This is a genomic window from Pseudomonas sp. V98_8, assembly GCF_029967975.1.
Taxonomy (GTDB): domain Bacteria; phylum Pseudomonadota; class Gammaproteobacteria; order Pseudomonadales; family Pseudomonadaceae; genus Aquipseudomonas; species Aquipseudomonas umsongensis.
This window is the reverse complement of the sequence record NZ_JASCAE010000052.1, coordinates 61,491-79,548: the sequence shown is the minus strand read 5'-3', so window position 1 is coordinate 79,548 and position 18,058 is coordinate 61,491. Positions and strand designations below refer to the sequence as shown.

The 18,058-nt window shown below is 61.0% G+C and carries 14 protein-coding genes; 11 read left to right on the top strand and 3 right to left on the bottom strand.

Annotated elements, in window-relative coordinates; translation table 11 throughout:
* Positions 1–606: 606 nt before the first annotated feature.
* The 11 genes from pcaR (at position 607) to pcaC (ending at position 11,621) form a co-directional block, all read left to right on the top strand.
* Positions 607–1,449 (top strand): pca regulon transcriptional regulator PcaR, encoded by an 843-nt coding sequence (gene pcaR, locus QLG10_RS17735; RefSeq protein WP_110748927.1) that lies wholly within the window; start codon positions 607–609, stop codon positions 1,447–1,449.
* Between the two features lie 287 nt (positions 1,450–1,736).
* Positions 1,737–3,083 (top strand): MFS transporter, encoded by a 1,347-nt coding sequence (locus QLG10_RS17730; RefSeq protein WP_020798339.1) that lies wholly within the window; start codon positions 1,737–1,739, stop codon positions 3,081–3,083.
* Between the two features lie 269 nt (positions 3,084–3,352).
* Positions 3,353–4,210, top strand: a complete 858-nt coding sequence (locus tag QLG10_RS17725; protein ID WP_008054173.1) for a CoA transferase subunit A — start codon at positions 3,353–3,355, stop codon at positions 4,208–4,210.
* Positions 4,210–4,989, top strand: a complete 780-nt coding sequence (locus QLG10_RS17720) for a CoA-transferase subunit beta (protein ID WP_110748929.1) — start codon at positions 4,210–4,212, stop codon at positions 4,987–4,989. The genes QLG10_RS17725 and QLG10_RS17720 overlap by 1 nt, the downstream gene beginning before the upstream one ends.
* Positions 4,986–6,191, top strand: coding sequence for a 3-oxoadipyl-CoA thiolase (gene pcaF, locus QLG10_RS17715; protein ID WP_177411579.1), 1,206 nt, complete (start codon positions 4,986–4,988; stop codon positions 6,189–6,191). Before QLG10_RS17720 ends, pcaF begins: the two co-directional genes overlap by 4 nt.
* A gap of 38 nt (positions 6,192–6,229) precedes the next feature.
* Positions 6,230–6,934 (top strand): protocatechuate 3,4-dioxygenase subunit beta, encoded by a 705-nt coding sequence (gene pcaH / locus QLG10_RS17710; RefSeq protein WP_110748933.1) that lies wholly within the window; start codon positions 6,230–6,232, stop codon positions 6,932–6,934.
* A 1-nt stretch (position 6,935) separates the two neighbouring features.
* Positions 6,936–7,502, top strand: a complete 567-nt coding sequence (gene pcaG, locus QLG10_RS17705; RefSeq protein ID WP_282487761.1) for a protocatechuate 3,4-dioxygenase subunit alpha — start codon at positions 6,936–6,938, stop codon at positions 7,500–7,502.
* A gap of 196 nt (positions 7,503–7,698) precedes the next feature.
* On the top strand, positions 7,699–9,006 hold the full coding sequence (locus QLG10_RS17700) for an MFS family transporter (RefSeq protein WP_282487760.1): 1,308 nt from the start codon (positions 7,699–7,701) through the stop codon (positions 9,004–9,006).
* Positions 9,007–9,050: 44 nt separating this feature from the next.
* The gene (locus tag QLG10_RS17695) at positions 9,051–10,415 is read left to right on the top strand and encodes a 3-carboxy-cis,cis-muconate cycloisomerase (RefSeq protein ID WP_282487759.1); all 1,365 of its coding nucleotides are present in this window, start codon (positions 9,051–9,053) and stop codon (positions 10,413–10,415) included.
* Positions 10,416–10,426: 11 nt separating this feature from the next.
* Positions 10,427–11,218, top strand: coding sequence for a 3-oxoadipate enol-lactonase (gene pcaD / locus QLG10_RS17690; protein WP_110748939.1), 792 nt, complete (start codon positions 10,427–10,429; stop codon positions 11,216–11,218).
* Between the two features lie 10 nt (positions 11,219–11,228).
* On the top strand, positions 11,229–11,621 hold the full coding sequence (gene pcaC, locus QLG10_RS17685; protein ID WP_020798348.1) for a 4-carboxymuconolactone decarboxylase: 393 nt from the start codon (positions 11,229–11,231) through the stop codon (positions 11,619–11,621).
* 128 nt (positions 11,622–11,749) lie between these two features.
* Here the strand turns inward: pcaC and QLG10_RS17680 are convergent, their stop codons facing one another.
* The 3 genes from QLG10_RS17680 to emhB form a co-directional block, all read right to left on the bottom strand.
* A complete protein-coding gene (locus tag QLG10_RS17680; protein WP_188264242.1) occupies positions 11,750–13,009 on the bottom strand; it encodes an OprD family porin in 1,260 nt (419 codons plus the stop codon).
* A 426-nt stretch (positions 13,010–13,435) separates the two neighbouring features.
* A complete protein-coding gene (emhC, locus tag QLG10_RS17675; protein WP_110748945.1) occupies positions 13,436–14,896 on the bottom strand; it encodes an efflux RND transporter outer membrane subunit EmhC in 1,461 nt (486 codons plus the stop codon).
* A complete protein-coding gene (emhB, locus tag QLG10_RS17670) occupies positions 14,896–18,057 on the bottom strand; it encodes an efflux RND transporter permease subunit EmhB (RefSeq protein ID WP_110748947.1) in 3,162 nt (1,053 codons plus the stop codon). The genes emhC and emhB overlap by 1 nt, the downstream gene beginning before the upstream one ends.
* Position 18,058 lies beyond the last annotated feature (1 nt).

Below are 18,058 nucleotides of genomic sequence, written 5' to 3'. Positions count from 1 at the left end.
CGAATGCAAAAAGCCTTTGCAGGCATCGCGTTTACGACAGGGCGATCATACTTCCATGTTGCAGGCGGCCACGGCACCAGAGATATACAGCTGACGTAGCATCAGATCCTGTTTCAGCGAGCGCGTTGGCGCGATGCGGATGCAGTCGGCGTCAGGTGCTTGCTGTGGAGAGCGGCGATGGAACATCGCGCCACCGGGTAGCGGGATCGGCCAATAAAAAACCGAATGGCTACTGAACTACATTATAGCGAGCGATTTAGAGAACACTATCACGATAGAGTTAAAAGTGGATCTTGATGTGTGACTGTTTTCACTCATCACCGTTACTGGCAACTAGGGCATTGGAGGATGCCACACTACGGTGATGTCTTTCTGACGTCATTAAGTCGCACAACTTAAGACAGTTACATTGCGTCATGAAGTCTGCAGCGCCTGCACAAAAAAACTTGTATCGATGGCTGCATGGTCGATTGCATCGTGAGCAGTATCGATTGCGATTATCGCGCAATGGTTCGATAATCGCCCGATGTTACCAGGCCGGGCTTGTATACCCTGCACCCAGTGCCCTGTAATAGCTCGCCGATCCGGCCGGGAAAAGGACCTTGTATGAACGATCAATTGCGCAACTCCTTCGCTTCGGTGGCACCGCCGATCGTAGCTTCACCCGCCAAGCGAATCCAGGCCCTGACGGGTGATCCGGATTTCATGACCTCGCTGGCGCGTGGGCTGGCCGTGGTGCAAGCCTTCCAGGAGCGCAAGCGGCACTTGACCATTGCGCAGATCAGCCATCGTACGGAAATTCCCCGCGCCGCCGTGCGACGTTGCCTGCACACGCTGATCAAACTCGGTTATGCCACGACCGATGGCCGAACGTATTCGTTGTTGCCCAAAGTGCTGACCCTTGGCCATGCCTATGTGTCCTCGACGCCGCTGGCGGTTTCTGCGCAACCCTACCTGGACCGTATGAGCGAGCAACTCCATGAGGCCTGCAACATGGCTACCCTGGAAGGCGATGACATTTTATATATCGCGCGTTCGGCGACCACCCAGCGCCTGATTTCGGTCGACCTTTCGGTGGGCGGGCGCCTGCCGGCCTATTGCACGTCGATGGGCAGGATCCTGCTCGCCGCCCTCGATGACACTTCATTGCGCGAGTATCTCGACCACGCCGACCTGCAAGCCAAGACCAGTCGAACCATTCATACCCCCCAAGCCTTGCTGGAATGCCTGCAGGAAGTACGTCAGCAGGGTTGGTGCATCGTCGATCAAGAGCTCGAGCAGGGGCTGCGTTCGATCGCCGTCCCCGTGTACGACGCTTCCGGTCAGGTGGTTGCGGCGCTCAACGTCAGTACCCACGCCGGTCGGGTCAGCCGCAGCGAGCTCGAGCAGCGTTTCCTTCCTGGCCTGCTGAGTGCCAGCCGTGACCTCAGTACCCAGCTGTTTTCCTAAGCTGTTCGATAAACGCACAGACTCGCGTTTGACGAATTGACGCTCTTTACCTTGCCTCATTAATGTCGCGCCAGCGCCACCCGGCGCTGTCGATCTCGATCCGGCACCGGCCGGCGACCCCATAATAATGAGAAGAGGCACCCATGCGCACATTCCCAGACTGTCGCCGTTCTCCCTGGTTTTTTTGCCGGAGCTCGATCACCTGATCCTGGCTTCCCCCTTTCTCGTGACAGCCTCGTTAGAGGTTGATATCTGTTCGACTGCGTTCTTTGCGTGGGAAAAAAATAATGAACCAGCCCCAGTCTGCTGTAGGTAACTGCCTCGACGTGCAGTCCTTCATCAATGCCCAACCCATTTCGCGTTATCAGTGGCGAGTGGTGATCCTGTGTTTCCTGATTGTCTTCCTCGATGGTCTCGATACGGCGGCGATGGGCTTCATCGCGCCCGCCCTGTCCCAGGATTGGGGTATCGATCGCGCCAGCCTTGGCCCGGTGATGAGTGCGGCGCTGATCGGCATGGTCTTCGGGGCGTTGGGCTCCGGGCCGCTGGCTGACCGGTTTGGGCGAAAGGTCGTACTGGTCGGGGCTGTGCTGCTGTTCGGTGCCTTCAGCCTGGCGTCGGCCTACAGCACCAATGTCGACCAGTTGCTGGTGTTGCGCTTCCTGACCGGCCTCGGCTTGGGCGCGGGCATGCCCAACGCCACGACCCTGTTGTCGGAGTACACCCCGGAGCGCAAGAAATCCCTGCTGGTGACCAGCATGTTCTGCGGCTTCAACCTGGGCATGGCCGGTGGCGGATTCATTTCGGCCAAGCTGATCCCGGCGTTCGGCTGGCATAGCTTGCTGTTGATCGGCGGGATCCTGCCGTTGATCCTTGGCGTCGTGTTGCTGATCTGGCTACCCGAGTCGGCGCGTTTTCTGGTCGTGCGTAATCGCGGCACCGACAAAGTACGCAAGACGCTGGCCCCCATCGACCCGAAGGTGGTGGCCCAGGCATCGAGCTTCAGCGTGCCGGAACAGAAAACCGTGAAGGCGCGCAACGTGTTTGCCGTGATCTTCTCCGGCACCTACAGCGTCGGCACCTTGCTGCTATGGCTGACCTACTTCATGGGCCTGGTGATCGTTTACCTGCTGACAAGCTGGCTGCCGACCCTGATGCGCGACAGCGGTGCGAGCATGGAGCAGGCCGCGTTCATTGGTGCGCTGTTCCAGTTCGGCGGGGTGTTGAGCGCGGTGGGCGTTGGCTGGGCCATGGATCGCTTCAATCCGCACAAGGTCATCGGTACTTTCTATCTGTTGGCCGGGGTGTTTGCCTACGCGGTAGGGCAGAGCCTGGGCAATATCACCTTACTGGCGACCCTGGTGTTGGTGGCGGGCATGTGTGTCAACGGTGCGCAATCGGCGATGCCTTCGCTGGCGGCGCGGTTTTATCCGACTCAAGGGCGTGCCACCGGGGTGTCATGGATGCTCGGGATTGGCCGCTTCGGCGCGATCCTGGGTGCATGGATGGGCGCGACACTGCTGGGACTGGGCTGGAATTTCGAGCAAGTGCTGACGGCACTGGTGATTCCGGCGGCTTTGGCGACTGCGGCGGTGGTGATCAAAGGTGTGGTCAGTCATGCGGATGCGACCTGATCATGGCTTGAAATAGCGGTGTGGCAGCAAAGATCGCAGCCTGCGGCAGCTCCTACAGGTGTATGCATCCCTCTGTAGGAGCTGCCGCAGGCTGCGATCATTTGAAGCAAGACAAAACGGTAGCCTGACAACAATGTGTTCGATAAACGAACACTCAGTCGATTATCGGATTGTTTGGTGTGGGGCACGCGCTTAATCTTTAACCACTCCGGCGCTGCGCATCGGCGCCTTTTTATCAGTTGGTTAATAACAAACGGGAGCCTGCCCCGATGGCTGAAATTCTTTCGCTGCACGACGCGGTAAAGCAATTCGTGAACGACGGCGATACGGTCGCACTCGAAGGCTTTACCCATCTGATCCCGACAGCGGCGGGTCACGAAATCATTCGCCAGGGCAAGAAAGACCTGACCCTGGTGCGGATGACCCCCGACCTGATCTACGACCAGTTGATCGGCGCCGGTTGTGCACGCAAGCTGATTTTCTCCTGGGGCGGCAACCCGGGTGTCGGTTCGTTGCATCGTCTGCGTGACGCCGTCGAGAAGCAGTGGCCCCATGCCCTGGAAATTGAAGAACACAGCCACGCCGACCTGGCTAACGCCTATGTTGCCGGCGCTTCCGGCCTGCCGTTCGCGGTGCTGCGTGCCTACGCCGGTTCCGACCTGCCCAAAGTCAACCCACTGATCAAGTCCGTCACCTGCCCGTTCACCGGTGAAGTGCTCGCCGCCGTGCCTTCGGTACGCCCGGATATCACCGTGATTCACGCGCAAAAAGCCGACCGCAAGGGCAACGTGCTGTTGTGGGGCATTCTCGGCGTGCAGAAAGAAGCCGCGCTGGCTGCCAAGCGCTGCATCGTCACCGTTGAGGAAATTGTCGACGACCTGAACGCACCGATGAACTCCTGTGTCCTGCCCACTTGGGCCCTGAGCGCGGTTTGCCACGTCCCTGGTGGCGCGCATCCGTCCTACGCCCACGGTTACAACGAGCGGGACAACCGTTTCTACCAAGCCTGGGACCCGATTGCCCGCGACCGTGAAACCTTCACTGCGTGGATTAACGAGTACATCCATGGCAGCGCTGACTTCAGCGAGTTCCAGGCCAAACTGGCCGCTGCTTCGGAGGCGAAGTAATGACTTACACCACCAATGAAATGATGACCGTGGCTGCCGCCCGCAGGTTGAAGAACGGTTCTGTGTGCTTCGTGGGTATCGGCCTGCCGTCGAAAGCGGCCAACCTGGCGCGCCTGACTTCCTCGCCGGACGTGGTCCTGATCTACGAATCGGGCCCAATCGGCGCCAAGCCGAGCGTACTGCCACTGTCGATCGGTGATGGTGAACTGGCGGAAACCGCTGATACCGTGGTCCCGACCGGTGAGATTTTCCGCTACTGGCTGCAGGGCGGGCGTATCGACGTCGGTTTCCTCGGCGCTGCGCAAGTCGACCGTTTCGGCAACATCAACACAACCGTGGTCGGTGATTACCATGCACCGAAAGTGCGTTTGCCGGGTGCCGGTGGCGCGCCGGAGATTGCCGGTTCCGCCAAGAGCGTGCTGATCATCCTCAAGCAGTCGTCGCGTTCGTTCGTCGACAAACTCGATTTCATCACTTCGGTCGGCCATGGCGAGGGTGGTGATTCACGCAAGCGTCTGGGCCTGCCGGGCGCCGGTCCAGTGGGAATCATTACCGACCTGTGCATCATGGAGCCGGAAGCCGGCACCCACGAGTTCGTGGTCACCGCACTGCACCCGGGCGTGACCCGCGAGCAAGTGGTCGCGGCGACCGGTTGGCCGATCCGCTTTGCCGATAGCGTCGACACCACTGCCGAGCCGACCGAAGTCGAGCTGACCGCGCTGCGTGATCTGGAAGCCCGCACCGCAGCCGCCCACGGCCAAACCCCAGGAGAAGCATGATGCGTGAAGTTTATATCTGCGACGCGATTCGTACCCCTATCGGCCGTTTCGGCGGTGGCTTGTCGGCGGTTCGCGCCGACGACCTGGCCGCCGTGCCGATCAAGGCCTTGATGGAGCGCAACCCGTCGGTGGACTGGAATGCAGTGGACGAGGTGTTCCTCGGCTGTGCCAACCAGGCCGGTGAAGACAACCGCAACGTGGCGCGCATGGCGCTGCTGCTGGCGGGTCTGCCGGAAACCATTCCCGGCGTGACCCTTAATCGCCTGTGCGCTTCGGGCATGGATGCCATCGGTACCGCGTTCCGCGCCATCGCCAGTGGCGAAATGGAGCTGGCGATTGCGGGTGGCGTCGAATCGATGTCACGCGCGCCGTTCGTGATGGGCAAGGCCGACGCCGCGTTCTCGCGCAACATGAAGCTGGAAGACACTACCATTGGCTGGCGCTTCATCAACCCGCTGATGAAGGCCCAGTACGGTGTGGATGCGATGCCGCAGACCGCCGACAACGTCGCCGACGATTATCAAGTGTCCCGCGAAGATCAGGACGCTTTCGCCCTGCGCAGCCAGCAACGCACCGCTGCCGCGCAGGCGGCGGGCTTTTTCGCCGAAGAAATCGTCGAAGTGCGCATTGCCCACAAGAAGGGTGAAACAGTGGTCAGCCAGGATGAGCATCCGCGCGCCGACACGTCCCTGGAAACCCTGGCCAAACTCAAACCGGTCAATGGCCCGGACAAAACCGTCACCGCCGGCAACGCTTCCGGTGTGAACGACGGCGCGGCGGCCTTGATCCTGGCCTCGGCCGAAGCGGTGAAAAAGCACGGTCTGACTGCTCGCGCCAAAGTATTGGGCATGGCCAGCGCCGGTGTTGCACCTCGGGTGATGGGTATTGGCCCGGTGCCAGCGGTGCGCAAGTTGACCGAACGCCTGGGTTTGGCGGTCAGCGATTTCGACGTCATCGAACTCAACGAAGCGTTCGCCAGCCAGGGCCTGGCGGTGCTGCGCGAACTGGGGCTGGCGGACGACGCACCTCAAGTCAACCCGAACGGTGGCGCCATTGCCTTGGGCCATCCGTTGGGCATGAGCGGTGCGCGCCTGGTTTTGACAGCCCTGCATCAGCTGGAAAAAAACGGTGGCAAGAAAGGTCTGGCGACCATGTGTGTCGGTGTCGGCCAGGGTCTGGCCCTGGCGATCGAGCGCGTCTGACGCGCTCGAAAAGACTTATAAGCACTGAGGAATGTTTCATGACTGACAAGCCTGGTTACCGTCGCCCGCAGGAAGGCACCCAGCCTGCCTACCTGCACCCGACCTATCAATCCACCAACCTGCGCTCGCCGTCCAAGCCGCTAGTGTTCTTGCCGCACTCGTTGTCGGAAATCACCGGTCCTACCGTTGGTGCCGAGCGCATCAACGAGAAGGACAACGACCTGACCGCCCAGCACGAGGGGCAGCCTCAGGGTGAGCGCATCATCATCCATGGCCGTGTGCTGGATGAAAACGGTCTGCCGGTACCGGGGATTCTGGTTGAGATCTGGCAGGCTAACGCCGCCGGTCGCTACAACCATCCCCGTGACCTGCACGACGCACCGCTGGACCCGAACTTCACCGGCACCGGCCGCACCGTGACCGACGCCGATGGCTGGTACCAGTTCCAGACCATCAAGCCCGGCGCGTATCCGTGGGGCAACCACCACAACGCCTGGCGTCCGGCGCACATCCATTTCTCGCTGTTCGGGCCGAGCATCCTGACGCGCCTGGTCACGCAGATGTATTTCCCCGGGGACCCGCTGCTGGCGTACGACCCGATCTACAACTGCGTGCCCGATACCCGCGCCAAGGAGCGTTTGATCGCCACGTTCGATCTTGAAAAAACCATCCCTTCCTATGCCCTCGGGTATCGCTGGGACATCGTGTTGCGTGGCCGCGACGCCACGCCGATGGAGAAATAAGATGACGCTGACTGCGACCACGTCCCACACCGTAGGGCCTTACTACCACATCGGCCTGACCTGGCTGAATCGCGAAAACCTGACCGTCGAGCAAACCCTGGGCGAGCGCGTGGCGATCACCGGGCAAGTGGTCGATGGCAACGGTGAAGTCGTCAACGACGCGATGCTGGAAGTCTGGCAGGCCAATGCCGCCGGCAAGTACGACCATCCTGAAGACGATCAGGACAAACCCCTGGACCCGAACTTCGAAGGCTTTGGCCGGGTGCCGGTGGATGCCGAAGGGCGCTTCCGGTTCACCACCATCAAGCCGGGTACGGTCGAAGGCCTCAAAGGCACGACCCAGGCACCGCATCTGGTGGTGCTGGTGTTCGCCCGTGGTTTGGTGAAGCATTTGCTGACACGGATCTACTTCGATGGCGAACCGGCCAACGTGGACGACCCGTTGCTCGAATGCGTTCCGGCCGAGCGCCGCAGCACCTTGCTGGCCAAGCAGGATGCCAGCGGTGTTTACCAGTGGAATGTGATTCTGCAGGGCACTGACGCGGAGACGGTGTTCTTCGACTATTGAGCGAACACCACAAATCCCTGTGGGAGCGAGCCTGCTCGCGAAAGCGGACTGACAGTCGACATGGATGTTGAATGGAGCGGCCTCTTCGCGAGCAGGCTCGCTCCCACAAGGGATATGCATTGGTGATCCATCTGCGGAACGGGACTATTGCAAAGTGTGTCTAGACTCTCACTGTCCCCATTGAGTGAACAAAACAATGTCAACCCCAACTACAGTTCCTGAAGCGCTATACACGGGTGAAGAACGCAGCAAGCGGATCTTCGCCATTGTCGGTGCTTCTTCAGGCAACCTCGTCGAATGGTTCGACTTCTACGTCTATGCGTTTTGTGCGATCTATTTCGCGCCAGCCTTTTTCCCGTCCGACAACCCCACGGTGCAGTTGGTCAACACCGCGGGCGTATTTGCCGCCGGGTTCCTGATGCGCCCGATTGGCGGCTGGATATTCGGCCGTGTCGCGGACAAGCACGGGCGCAAGAATTCGATGCTGATATCGATTCTGATGATGTGCTTTGGCTCGCTGCTCATCGCCTGCTTGCCAACCTACAAGGATATTGGTGTCTGGGCCCCGATCATGCTGCTGTTCGCGCGCTTGCTCCAGGGCCTGTCGGTGGGCGGCGAGTATGGCACCACGGCCACCTACATGAGCGAAGTCGCCCTCAAGGGCCAGCGCGGTTTCTTTGCCTCGTTCCAGTACGTCACGTTGATCGGCGGGCAGTTGCTGGCGGTGTCGCTGGTGGTGATCCTGCAGCAGTTCCTCACCGAGGATGACCTGCGTGCCTACGGCTGGCGGATTCCGTTCGTGGTCGGTGCCATGGCGGCTCTGGTTTCGCTGTACCTGCGTCGTTCGCTGAAAGAAACCACCAGCAAGGAAATGCGTGAAAACAAGGACGCCGGCAGCATTCGTGCGCTGTTTCGCGACCATAAAGCCGCGTTTATCACCGTGCTCGGTTACACCGCCGGTGGCTCGCTGATTTTCTACACCTTCACCACGTACATGCAGAAGTACCTGGTGAACACCGCCGGCATGCACGCCAAGACCGCCAGTTACATCATGACCGGCGCGCTGTTCCTTTATATGTGCATGCAGCCGTTCTTTGGCATGCTCGCGGACAAGATCGGCCGCCGTAACTCGATGCTGTGGTTCGGTGCCCTGGGTACGCTGTGTACCGTGCCGATCCTGCTCAGCTTGAAAACTGTTAGCAGTCCGTTCCTGGCTTTTGTGTTGATCACGCTGGCATTGGCGATCGTCAGTTTCTACACCTCGATCAGCGGCCTGGTGAAAGCCGAAATGTTCCCGCCCGAGGTACGCGCCCTGGGTGTTGGCCTGGCTTACGCAGTGGCGAATGCAATCTTCGGCGGTTCGGCGGAATATGTTGCCCTGAGCCTCAAGGCAGTCGGCATGGAAAACTCCTTCTACTGGTACGTGACGGTGATGATGGCCATTGCGTTCCTGTTCAGCCTGCGTCTACCCAAGCAAGCGAAGTATCTGCATCACGACCTTTGATCTAATAAGCGGGCCCAAGCGGCCCGCGCTTCCAGGGACTGTTTATGAACGAGCGACCGGGCAATCAATTGTTCGATGCCTATTTCACTGCCCGCGATATGCGCGAAGTGTTCTGCGATCAGGGCCGGGTCCAGGCCATGCTCGATTTCGAAGCGGCGCTGGCCCGGGCCGAAGCGCGGGTCGGCGTGATTCCGCCTACCGCGGTGGCGCCGATTGAAGCGGCGTGCCAGGCCGGGCATTACGATTTTGCCGCCCTCGGCGAGGCAATTGCCACGGCGGGTAATTCGGCGATCCCGTTGGTCAAGGCGCTGGGCAAGCAAATCGCTGCGAGCGATGCGCAAGCCGAACGCTACGTGCATCTGGGCGCCACCAGCCAGGATGTAATGGATAGCGGCCTGGTGTTGCAATTGCGCCGGGCGCTGGCATTGATCGACAGCGATCTGGCGCAACTGGGCGACACCCTCGCCACCCAGGCCCAACGTTATGTCGCCACGCCACTGGCCGGACGCACCTGGTTGCAACATGCGACGCCGGTGACCCTCGGCATGAAAATCGCCGGTTGGCTGGGCGCCGTCACCCGCAGCCGTCAACGTCTGCAAGCGCTCAGGCCGCGCCTGCTGGTGCTGCAATTCGGTGGCGCCTCCGGAACCCTCGCGGCCCTCGGTGAACAGGCGATGCCGATTGCCCAGGCGTTGGCCGAAGAGCTGCAACTGAGCTTGCCGGACCAGCCCTGGCACACTCAGCGCGATCGCCTGGTGGAGTTTGGCTCGGTGCTCGGATTGATCGCCGGAAGTCTCGGCAAGCTCGGTCGCGATATCAGCTTGCTGATGCAAACCGAAGCCGCCGAGGTGTTCGAGCCTTCGGCGCCGGGCAAGGGTGGTTCTTCGACCATGCCGCATAAACGCAATCCAGTCGGTGCGGCGGTGCTGATTGGCGCGGCGACTCGCGTGCCAGGCCTGCTGTCGACACTGTTCAGCGCCATGCCGCAGGAGCACGAGCGCAGCCTGGGGCTGTGGCATGCCGAGTGGGAAACCCTGCCGGAAATTTGCTGCCTGGTGTCCGGCAGTCTCAAGCAGGCGCTGCTGGTCACGGGCGGACTGGAAGTGGACGCCGAACGCATGGCCCGCAACCTCGACCTGACCCAGGGCCTGGTGCTCGCCGAAGCGGTGAGCATCGTCCTCGCACAACGGGTCGGCCGCGACACCGCGCATCACCTGCTGGAACAATGCTGCAAACGCGCCGTCGCCGAACAACGCCATCTGCGTGCCGTACTTGGCGACGAACCGCAAGTGACTGCCGAACTGTCGGCCACTGAACTCGATCATCTGCTGGACCCCGCCCATTATCTCGGTCAGGCCCATACCTGGGTCGAGCGAGCGGTGGCTGAACATTCTGCATTGACTGCCTGAAGGAGACTGCTGTGGCTTTCGTACAACTCGCCGATGGCGAACTACATTACCAACTAGATGGACCGGTCGATGCGCCGGTGCTGGTGCTGTCCAACTCGCTGGGCACCGACCTGCACATGTGGGACGCGCAGATTCCGGCGTTCACGGAGCACTTTCGTGTACTGCGTTTCGACACCCGCGGACACGGCCAATCGTTGGTGACGCCGGGCCCTTACAGCATCGAACAACTGGGCCGTGACGTATTGGCACTGCTGGATGCCCTGCACATCGAACGCGCACATTTCTGCGGCCTGTCCATGGGCGGCCTGATCGGCCAGTGGCTGGGGATCAACGCTGGCGAACGTCTGAATAAGCTGATCGTGTGCAACACGGCGGCGAAAATCGGCGATCCGTCGATCTGGAACCCGCGTATCGAAACGGTGTTGCGTGACGGTCAGGCAGCGATGGTCGCCTTGCGCGATGCATCGATTGCACGCTGGTTCACCCCGGATTTCTCCGAAGCCAACCCGGCGGCGGCCAAGCAGATTACCGACATGCTGGCGGCGACATCGCCTGAAGGCTATGCGGCCAACTGTGCGGCGGTGCGCGATGCCGATTTCCGCGATCAGTTGTCTGCGATCAAGGCGCCGCTGCTGGTGATCGCCGGCATCCAGGATGCGGTCACGCCGCCGTCCGGCGGGCACTTCATCCAGGAGCACGTACCGGGTGCGGAGTACGCCGAGTTCTATGCCGCGCACTTGTCCAACGTCCAGGCCGGTGCTGATTTCAGCGACCGCGTACTGGCCTTCCTGACGGCTCGTTGAGGGGAATTGCGTGGACGAGAAACAACGTTACGACGAGGGCATGAAGGTCCGTCGCGCTGTTCTGGGCGATGCCCATGTCGATCGCAGCCTGACCACCCTGACCGAGTTCAACTCGGAGTTCCAGGAAATGATCACCCGCCACGCCTGGGGTGACATCTGGACCCGTCCGGGCCTGCCGCGTCACACCCGCAGCCTGATCACCATCGCCATGCTGATCGGCATGAACCGCGAGGGCGAACTCAAACTGCATCTGCGCGCTGCCGCCAACAACGGCGTGAGCCGCAGCGAGATCAAGGAAGTGATCATGCAGAGCGCAATCTACTGCGGGATTCCGGCAGCCAATGCGACGTTCCACCTGGCTGAGTCGGTCTGGGATGAGTTGGGGGTTGAATCGCGGGAGTGATCCCCTGCGATTGATCGTTCCCACGCTCTGCGTGGGAATGCCTCAAGGAACGCTCTGCGTTCGGCTTTGGAAGGGACGCGGAGCGTCCCGGGCTGCATTCCCACGCAGAGCGTGGGAACGATCGGCCTCTAGAGCAGGCTGATCGGGTAGCTGATGATCACGCGATTCTCATCGAACTCGTTGTTGCTGTAATCGCGACGTATCGTCGAGTTGCGCCATTTCACGTTCAGGTCTTTGAGCGCACCGCTCTGCACGGTGTAGCCCAGTTCACTTTCACGACCCCATTCCTTGCCATCGGTGATGGTGCCGGTGTGCACGTTATCGCCGCTGATGTAGCGGTTCATCAGGGTCAGGCCCGGCACGCCAAGGGCAACGAAGTTGTAGTCGTGGCGCACTTGCCAGGATTTTTCCCGGGCGTTGTCGTAGCTGGAGTTGTAGCTGTCGTTGGCCAGGGTGCCGCCGCTGGTGCCGTTGACCCGCATCCACGGGCTATCGCCGGTGAGTTTCTGCAAGCCGACGTAGAAGGTGTTGCCGCCGTACTTGGCCGAGAACAGGCCAAACATGGTTTTGTTGTCCAGCTCGCCGGCCCGGGCGCTGCCGTCATCCTTGCCGTAGAAGTAGCCGAGGTTGGCACCGAGGGTCCAGGCACCGATGGGTTGGCTGTGGGTCAGGTTGATGAATTGCTGGCTGTAGATGTCCTTCAGTTCGGCGTTCCACACACCGATCTGGGTGCGTTTCTCGTTGAACAGGTACTCGCCGCCCTGGAAGTTGAAACGGTCGGAGGTGAACGCGGCTTTGCCGGTCATCGACATGTCGCCCATGCTGCTGTCGTCGCGCGGGCTGTTCTGGCGGAACTGTCCGCCGTACAGCGTCAGGCCGTCGATTTCCTTCGAGGTGAGTTGCCCGCCGCGGAAGGTTTGCGGCAGGGAACGACCGTCGTCCGAACGCAGGATTGGCAGCACTGGCATCCATTCGCCGACTTTCGCTTCGGTTTGCGACAGCTTGGCCTTGAACGCCACGTTGGTGCGACCGAAGTTGTCGGCCGGGCGGCCGTCACTGTCCAGCGGCAGCAACTGGGTACCGCCAGTACCTTTGCCGCCATCGAGTTTCACCGAGTACAAGCCCAGCACGTCCATGCCGAAACCGACGGTGCCCTGGGTAAACCCGGACTTGGCGTCGAGAATGAAGCTTTGCGTCCACTCTTCGGCCTTGCCCTGGGCCTTGGTGGGGTTGGTGAAGTTGCGGTTGATGTAGAAGTTGCGCAGGTTCAGGTTGACCTTGGCCCCTTCGACAAAACCCGACTCTTCGGCCTGGGCGGGCAGGGCTGCGCTCGCCAGGGCTACGGCGATCAAGCTGGGAACGAAATACTGCGCGGAAGAAGGCGTCATGGGCTTGGGTCTCTCTAATTCTTGGAGATGAAACAGGGTGATGCCGCAACCCAAGGTTGCAGACGTGCTGGGAAATCAGGGCAAGCGAGGCGGATCAGCCGGAGAGGGCAGGGCGCGGGGGCATGGCATCGAACCTGTTGTTATTGGTTTTGTGGGTCGAATGGTGATGTGAATGTACTAGATGGTTCAATCTGTGAAAACAGATTTTGGGCGATTATCGAACGTTAGATTGCCCAGGGTTTGCGTTGTTAGTGCTGGCCCCTTCACGAGCAAGCCCGCTCCCACATTGGCCGCATTCTTTCTGGAGGAACTCGGTTGAGTGTGGGAGCGGGCTTGCTCGCGAAGGGGCCAGAACGGTCCTCACACCTTTTCCGGCGGTCAACAAAAAGCCCACCGAAAGGTGGGCTCCTTGTTTTCACAGCACTATCAGAAATACTTCATCTTCGGCGCTTCTTCTTTCAACGGCTCGTTCTTCGCCGTCTGTTCGTTCCAGCCACCGCCCAGGGCCTTGTACAGGTTGACCTGGCTGACCAGTTGCGCCAGACGGTCGGTGATCAATGCCTGTTGGGCACTGAACAGCTGGCGCTGGGCATCGAGGAAGGTCAGGTTGCTGTCGACACCGATGCGGTAACGACGCTCGGCCAGGCGGTAGTAGTCCTGGTTGGCATTGACGAAGTCCTGCTGCGCCTGCAGCTGCTGGACGTAGGTCTGGCGCGCGGCCAGGCCGTCGGCGACTTCCTGAAAGGCGGTCTGGATGGACTTCTCGTAGTTCGCCACGCCAATGTCTTTCTGGATTTTCGAGTAATCCAGGCTGGCACGCAGGCTGCCGGCGTTGAAGATCGGCAGGTTGATCTGCGGCTGGAACAGCCAGGTACCCGAACCACCCTTGAACAGGCCGGACAGGTCCGGGCTCAGGGTCCCGGCATTGGCCGTCAGGCTGATGCTCGGGAAGAACGCTGCCCGCGCCGCGCCGATGTTGGCGTTGGCGGCCTTGAGGTTGTACTCGGCCTGCAGGATGTCCGGGCGACGCTGCAGCAAGTCCGACGGCAGGCCAGGTGGCACTTCGGCCAGCAGGTCGTCGTTCAGCGGTTTGGCCGCTTGCAGGTTGGCCGGGATGCCGGTGCCAAGCAGCAGCACCAGGCTGTTTTCATCCTGGGCGACCTGACGGGTGTACTTGGCCAATTGCGCACGGGCGTTTTCCACCGAGGTGCGCGATTGTGCCAGGTCCAGGGCCGAAGCGACGCCCACTTCGTTGCTGCGCGCGGTGAGCTTGTAGCTCTCCTCGAACGCGGCGAGGGTGTCCTGGGTCAGCTTGAGCAGTTCCTTGTCGGCCTGCCAGGTCAGGTAGGCATTGGCCACGCTGGCCACCAGGCTGATCTGGGTGCTGCGCCGGCCTTCTTCGGTGGCAAAGTACTTCTGCAGGGCTTCTTCGTTCAGGCTGCGAATCCGACCGAACATATCCAGTTCATAGGCGCTGATGCCAACCGTGGCCGAGTAGGAACTGGTGATGCCAGCCTCGCCGGTCTGCGAAGCGTCAGCCGGCAAGCGCTGGCGGCTACCTGTACCGTTGGCCGAAACGGCCGGGAACAGATCGGCGCGCGAGATGCGGTATTGAGCCGCAAAGGCGTCGATGTTCAAGGCCGCGACACGCAGGTCGCGGTTGTTTTCCAGGGATACCTGAATCAGCTGCTGCAGCGCCGGGTCATGGAAAAACTGCTTCCAACCCTGCTCGGCAGCGGCCTGCGCCGGTGCCTGGGCCGGCGAATACGCCTGGCCCTGCGGGTACTGATCTGCCACCGGTGCTTGCGGCCGCTGATAGTCAGGTATCAGCGAGCAGCCACCAAGCACGAACGCGGCGACGGCCAGGGAGAGTAGCGACTTGCTCATTAGCCAGCCTCTTTAGAAGTTTCAATGGCGTCTTGCTGGTCGACGTTTTTACGCTGACCCAGGGCCGACACGGTGACGAAGAACAGTGGGACCCAGAAGATCGCCAGAACGGTTGCGGTGATCATACCGCCAATCACGCCGGTACCGATGGCATGCTGGCTACCGGAACCTGCACCCGTGGATATCGCCAGGGGCACCACCCCGAGCACGAACGCGAGCGAGGTCATGATGATGGGGCGCAGACGCATGCGGCAGGCTTCGATGGCCGCCTCGCGCAGGCTGCGCCCTTGTTCGTGCAGTTCCTTGGCGAATTCGACAATCAGGATGGCGTTTTTCGCCGCCAGGCCGATGGTCGTCAACAAGCCCACCTGGAAGTACACGTCGTTGGACAGGCCGCGCAGGCTGGTGGCCATCAGCGCACCGATGATCCCCAGCGGTACCACCAGCATGACCGCGATCGGAATCGACCAGCTTTCATAGAGGGCCGCCAGGCACAGGAACACCATCAGCAACGACAAGGCGTACAGCGCAGGCGCTTGCGAGCCCGACAGGCGTTCCTCGTAGGACAGGCCGGTCCAGGAAATACCGACGCCGGCCGGCAGTTTCTTGGCGATGGCCTCGACTTCGGCCATGGCTTCACCGGTGGAGTAACCCGGTGCCGGGGCGCCGAGGACTTCCACCGCTTCCACGCCGTTGTAACGGGCCAGTTTCGGCGATCCGTAGATCCACTCACCCTTGGCGAACGCCGAGAACGGAACCATGGTGCCGACGCTGTTGCGCACGTACCACTTCTGCAAGTCCTCAGGGCTCATGCGCGCACCGGGCTGTCCTTGCACGTAAACCTTCTTCACCCGACCACGGTCGATGAAGTCGTTGACGTAGCTACTGCCCAGGGCGATCGACAGGGTGTTGTTGATGTCGGCGATGGTAATGCCCAGGGCACTGGCCTTCTCATCGTCGATTTCCAGCTGGTATTGCGGCTCATCGTTCAAGCCGTTCGGACGCACTTGAGTCAGGATCTTGCTTTGCGCCGCCATGCCGAGGAACTGGTTACGGGCTTCCATCAGCTTGTCGTGACCGATACCGGCGCGGTCCTGCAGGAACACGTCGAAACCGGTGGCGTTACCCAATTCCAGTACCGCCGGTGGCGCGAAGGCAAACACCATGGCGTCACGGAAGGTGAAGAAGTGCTGCTGGGCACGGGCTGCGACCTTGAACACGCTGTTGTCGGCGTTACGGTCTTCCCATGGGCGCAGCATGATGAACGCCATGCCCGAGCTTTGGCCACGGCCGGCGAAGTTGAAGCCGGTCACGGTAAACACCGAGTTCACCGCGTCGCCTTCACCGCCATCCTTGCCCGGACGCAGCAGGAATTCACGCATTTCGTCCACGACCACCTGGGTGCGCTGGGACGTCGATCCGGCGGGGGTCTGTACCTGGGCGAACAATACGCCCTGGTCTTCTTCCGGCAGGAACGCAGTTGGAATGCGGGTGAACAGCCAGATCATGCCGACGACGATGATGATATAGGCCAACAGGTACGGCGCCTTGTGCGTCAGCATGCTGCCGACGCCACGCTCGTAGCTTTTGACACCACGGTCGAAGTTGCGGTTGAACCAGCCGAAGAAACCGCGTTTCGGGGTGTGGTGCTCGCCCTTGGGAATCGCCTTGAGCATGGTGGCGCAGAGCGCCGGGGTGAAGATCAGGGCCACCAGTACCGACAGGGCCATGGCCGAGACGATGGTGATCGAGAACTGCTTGTAGATCACACCGGTGGAGCCGCTGAAGAAGGCCATTGGCAACAGCACCGCTGACAGCACCAAGGCGATACCAACCAGTGCTCCCTGGATCTGCCCCATGGATTTCTTGGTCGCTTCCTTGGGCGACAGGCCTTCTTCGCTCATCACCCGTTCGACGTTTTCCACCACGACGATGGCATCGTCCACCAGCAAGCCGATGGCCAGCACCATACCGAACATGGTCAGGGTATTGATGCTGAACCCGGCCGCCGCGAGGATCCCGAATGTACCGAGCAATACCACCGGGACCGTCATCGTGGTGATGATGGTGGCGCGGAAGTTCTGCAGGAACAGGAACATCACCAGGAACACCAGCCCGACCGCTTCGACCAGGGTGTGAACCACGCCCTTGATCGATTCGGTCACCACCGGCGTGGTGTCGTACGGGAACACCACTTCCATCCCTTCGGGGAAGAACGGCTTGAGGTTGTCGATGGTGGTGCGCAGGGCCTTGGCGGTATCCAGGGCGTTGGCGCCAGTGGCCAGTTTCACGGCCAGGCCGGACGCCGGGGCGCCGTTGAACTGGGCGTTGATGCTGTAGTTCTCACCACCCAGGCCGACGCTGGCGACATCCTTGAGGCGAACCTGGGAGCCGTCCTTGTTGACCTTGAGCAGGATCTTTTCGAATTGCTCGGCGGTCTGCAGGCGGGTCTTGCCAATGATCGTCGCGTTCAGCTGCGTGCCGGGCAGGGCGGGCAGGCCGCCGAGCTGGCCGGACGAGACCTGGACGTTCTGTGCGGCGATGGCGGTTTTGACATCGATCGGGGTCAGGTTGAAGTTGTTCAACTTGGCCGGGTCGAGCCAGATGCGCATGGCGTACTGGGAGCCGAATACCTGGAAGTCGCCGACACCGGCGGTCCGCGAGATCGGGTCCTGCATGTTGGACACGATGTAGTTGGACAGGTCGTCCTTGGTCATGCTGCCGTCACGCGACACCACGCCGATCACCAGCAGGAAGTTCTTCACTGCCTTCGTCACGCGGATACCTTGTTGCTGCACTTCCTGCGGCAACAGCGGGGTGGCCAGGTTCAGCTTGTTCTGGACCTGGACCTGCGCGGTATCGGAGTTGGTGCCTTGCTCGAAGGTCGCGGTAATGGTCATGGTGCCATCGGAGTTACTTTCCGAAGACACATAACGCAAATTGTCGATACCGTTGAGCTGCTGCTCGATCACCTGGACCACGGTGTCCTGCACGGTTTGCGCAGAAGCGCCCGGGTAGGTCACGGAAATGGCGATGGCTGGAGGCGCAATGCTCGGGTATTGGTTGATCGGCAACTTGAGGATCGATAGAGCCCCGACCAGCATGATCACCAGGGCGATTACCCAGGCGAAGATCGGACGGTCGATGAAGAATCTGGACATG

Coding starts and splice junctions, on each gene's coding strand:
- pcaR (WP_110748927.1), top strand. CDS start 607: ATGAACGATCAATTGCGCAACTCCTTCGCTTCGGTGGCACCGCCGATC.
- QLG10_RS17730 (WP_020798339.1), top strand. CDS start 1,737: ATGAACCAGCCCCAGTCTGCTGTAGGTAACTGCCTCGACGTGCAGTCC.
- QLG10_RS17725 (WP_008054173.1), top strand. CDS start 3,353: ATGGCTGAAATTCTTTCGCTGCACGACGCGGTAAAGCAATTCGTGAAC.
- QLG10_RS17720 (WP_110748929.1), top strand. CDS start 4,210: ATGACTTACACCACCAATGAAATGATGACCGTGGCTGCCGCCCGCAGG.
- pcaF (WP_177411579.1), top strand. CDS start 4,986: ATGATGCGTGAAGTTTATATCTGCGACGCGATTCGTACCCCTATCGGC.
- pcaH (WP_110748933.1), top strand. CDS start 6,230: ATGACTGACAAGCCTGGTTACCGTCGCCCGCAGGAAGGCACCCAGCCT.
- pcaG (WP_282487761.1), top strand. CDS start 6,936: ATGACGCTGACTGCGACCACGTCCCACACCGTAGGGCCTTACTACCAC.
- QLG10_RS17700 (WP_282487760.1), top strand. CDS start 7,699: ATGTCAACCCCAACTACAGTTCCTGAAGCGCTATACACGGGTGAAGAA.
- QLG10_RS17695 (WP_282487759.1), top strand. CDS start 9,051: ATGAACGAGCGACCGGGCAATCAATTGTTCGATGCCTATTTCACTGCC.
- QLG10_RS17680 (WP_188264242.1), bottom strand. CDS start 13,009: ATGACGCCTTCTTCCGCGCAGTATTTCGTTCCCAGCTTGATCGCCGTA.
- emhC (WP_110748945.1), bottom strand. CDS start 14,896: ATGAGCAAGTCGCTACTCTCCCTGGCCGTCGCCGCGTTCGTGCTTGGT.
- emhB (WP_110748947.1), bottom strand. CDS start 18,057: ATGTCCAGATTCTTCATCGACCGTCCGATCTTCGCCTGGGTAATCGCC.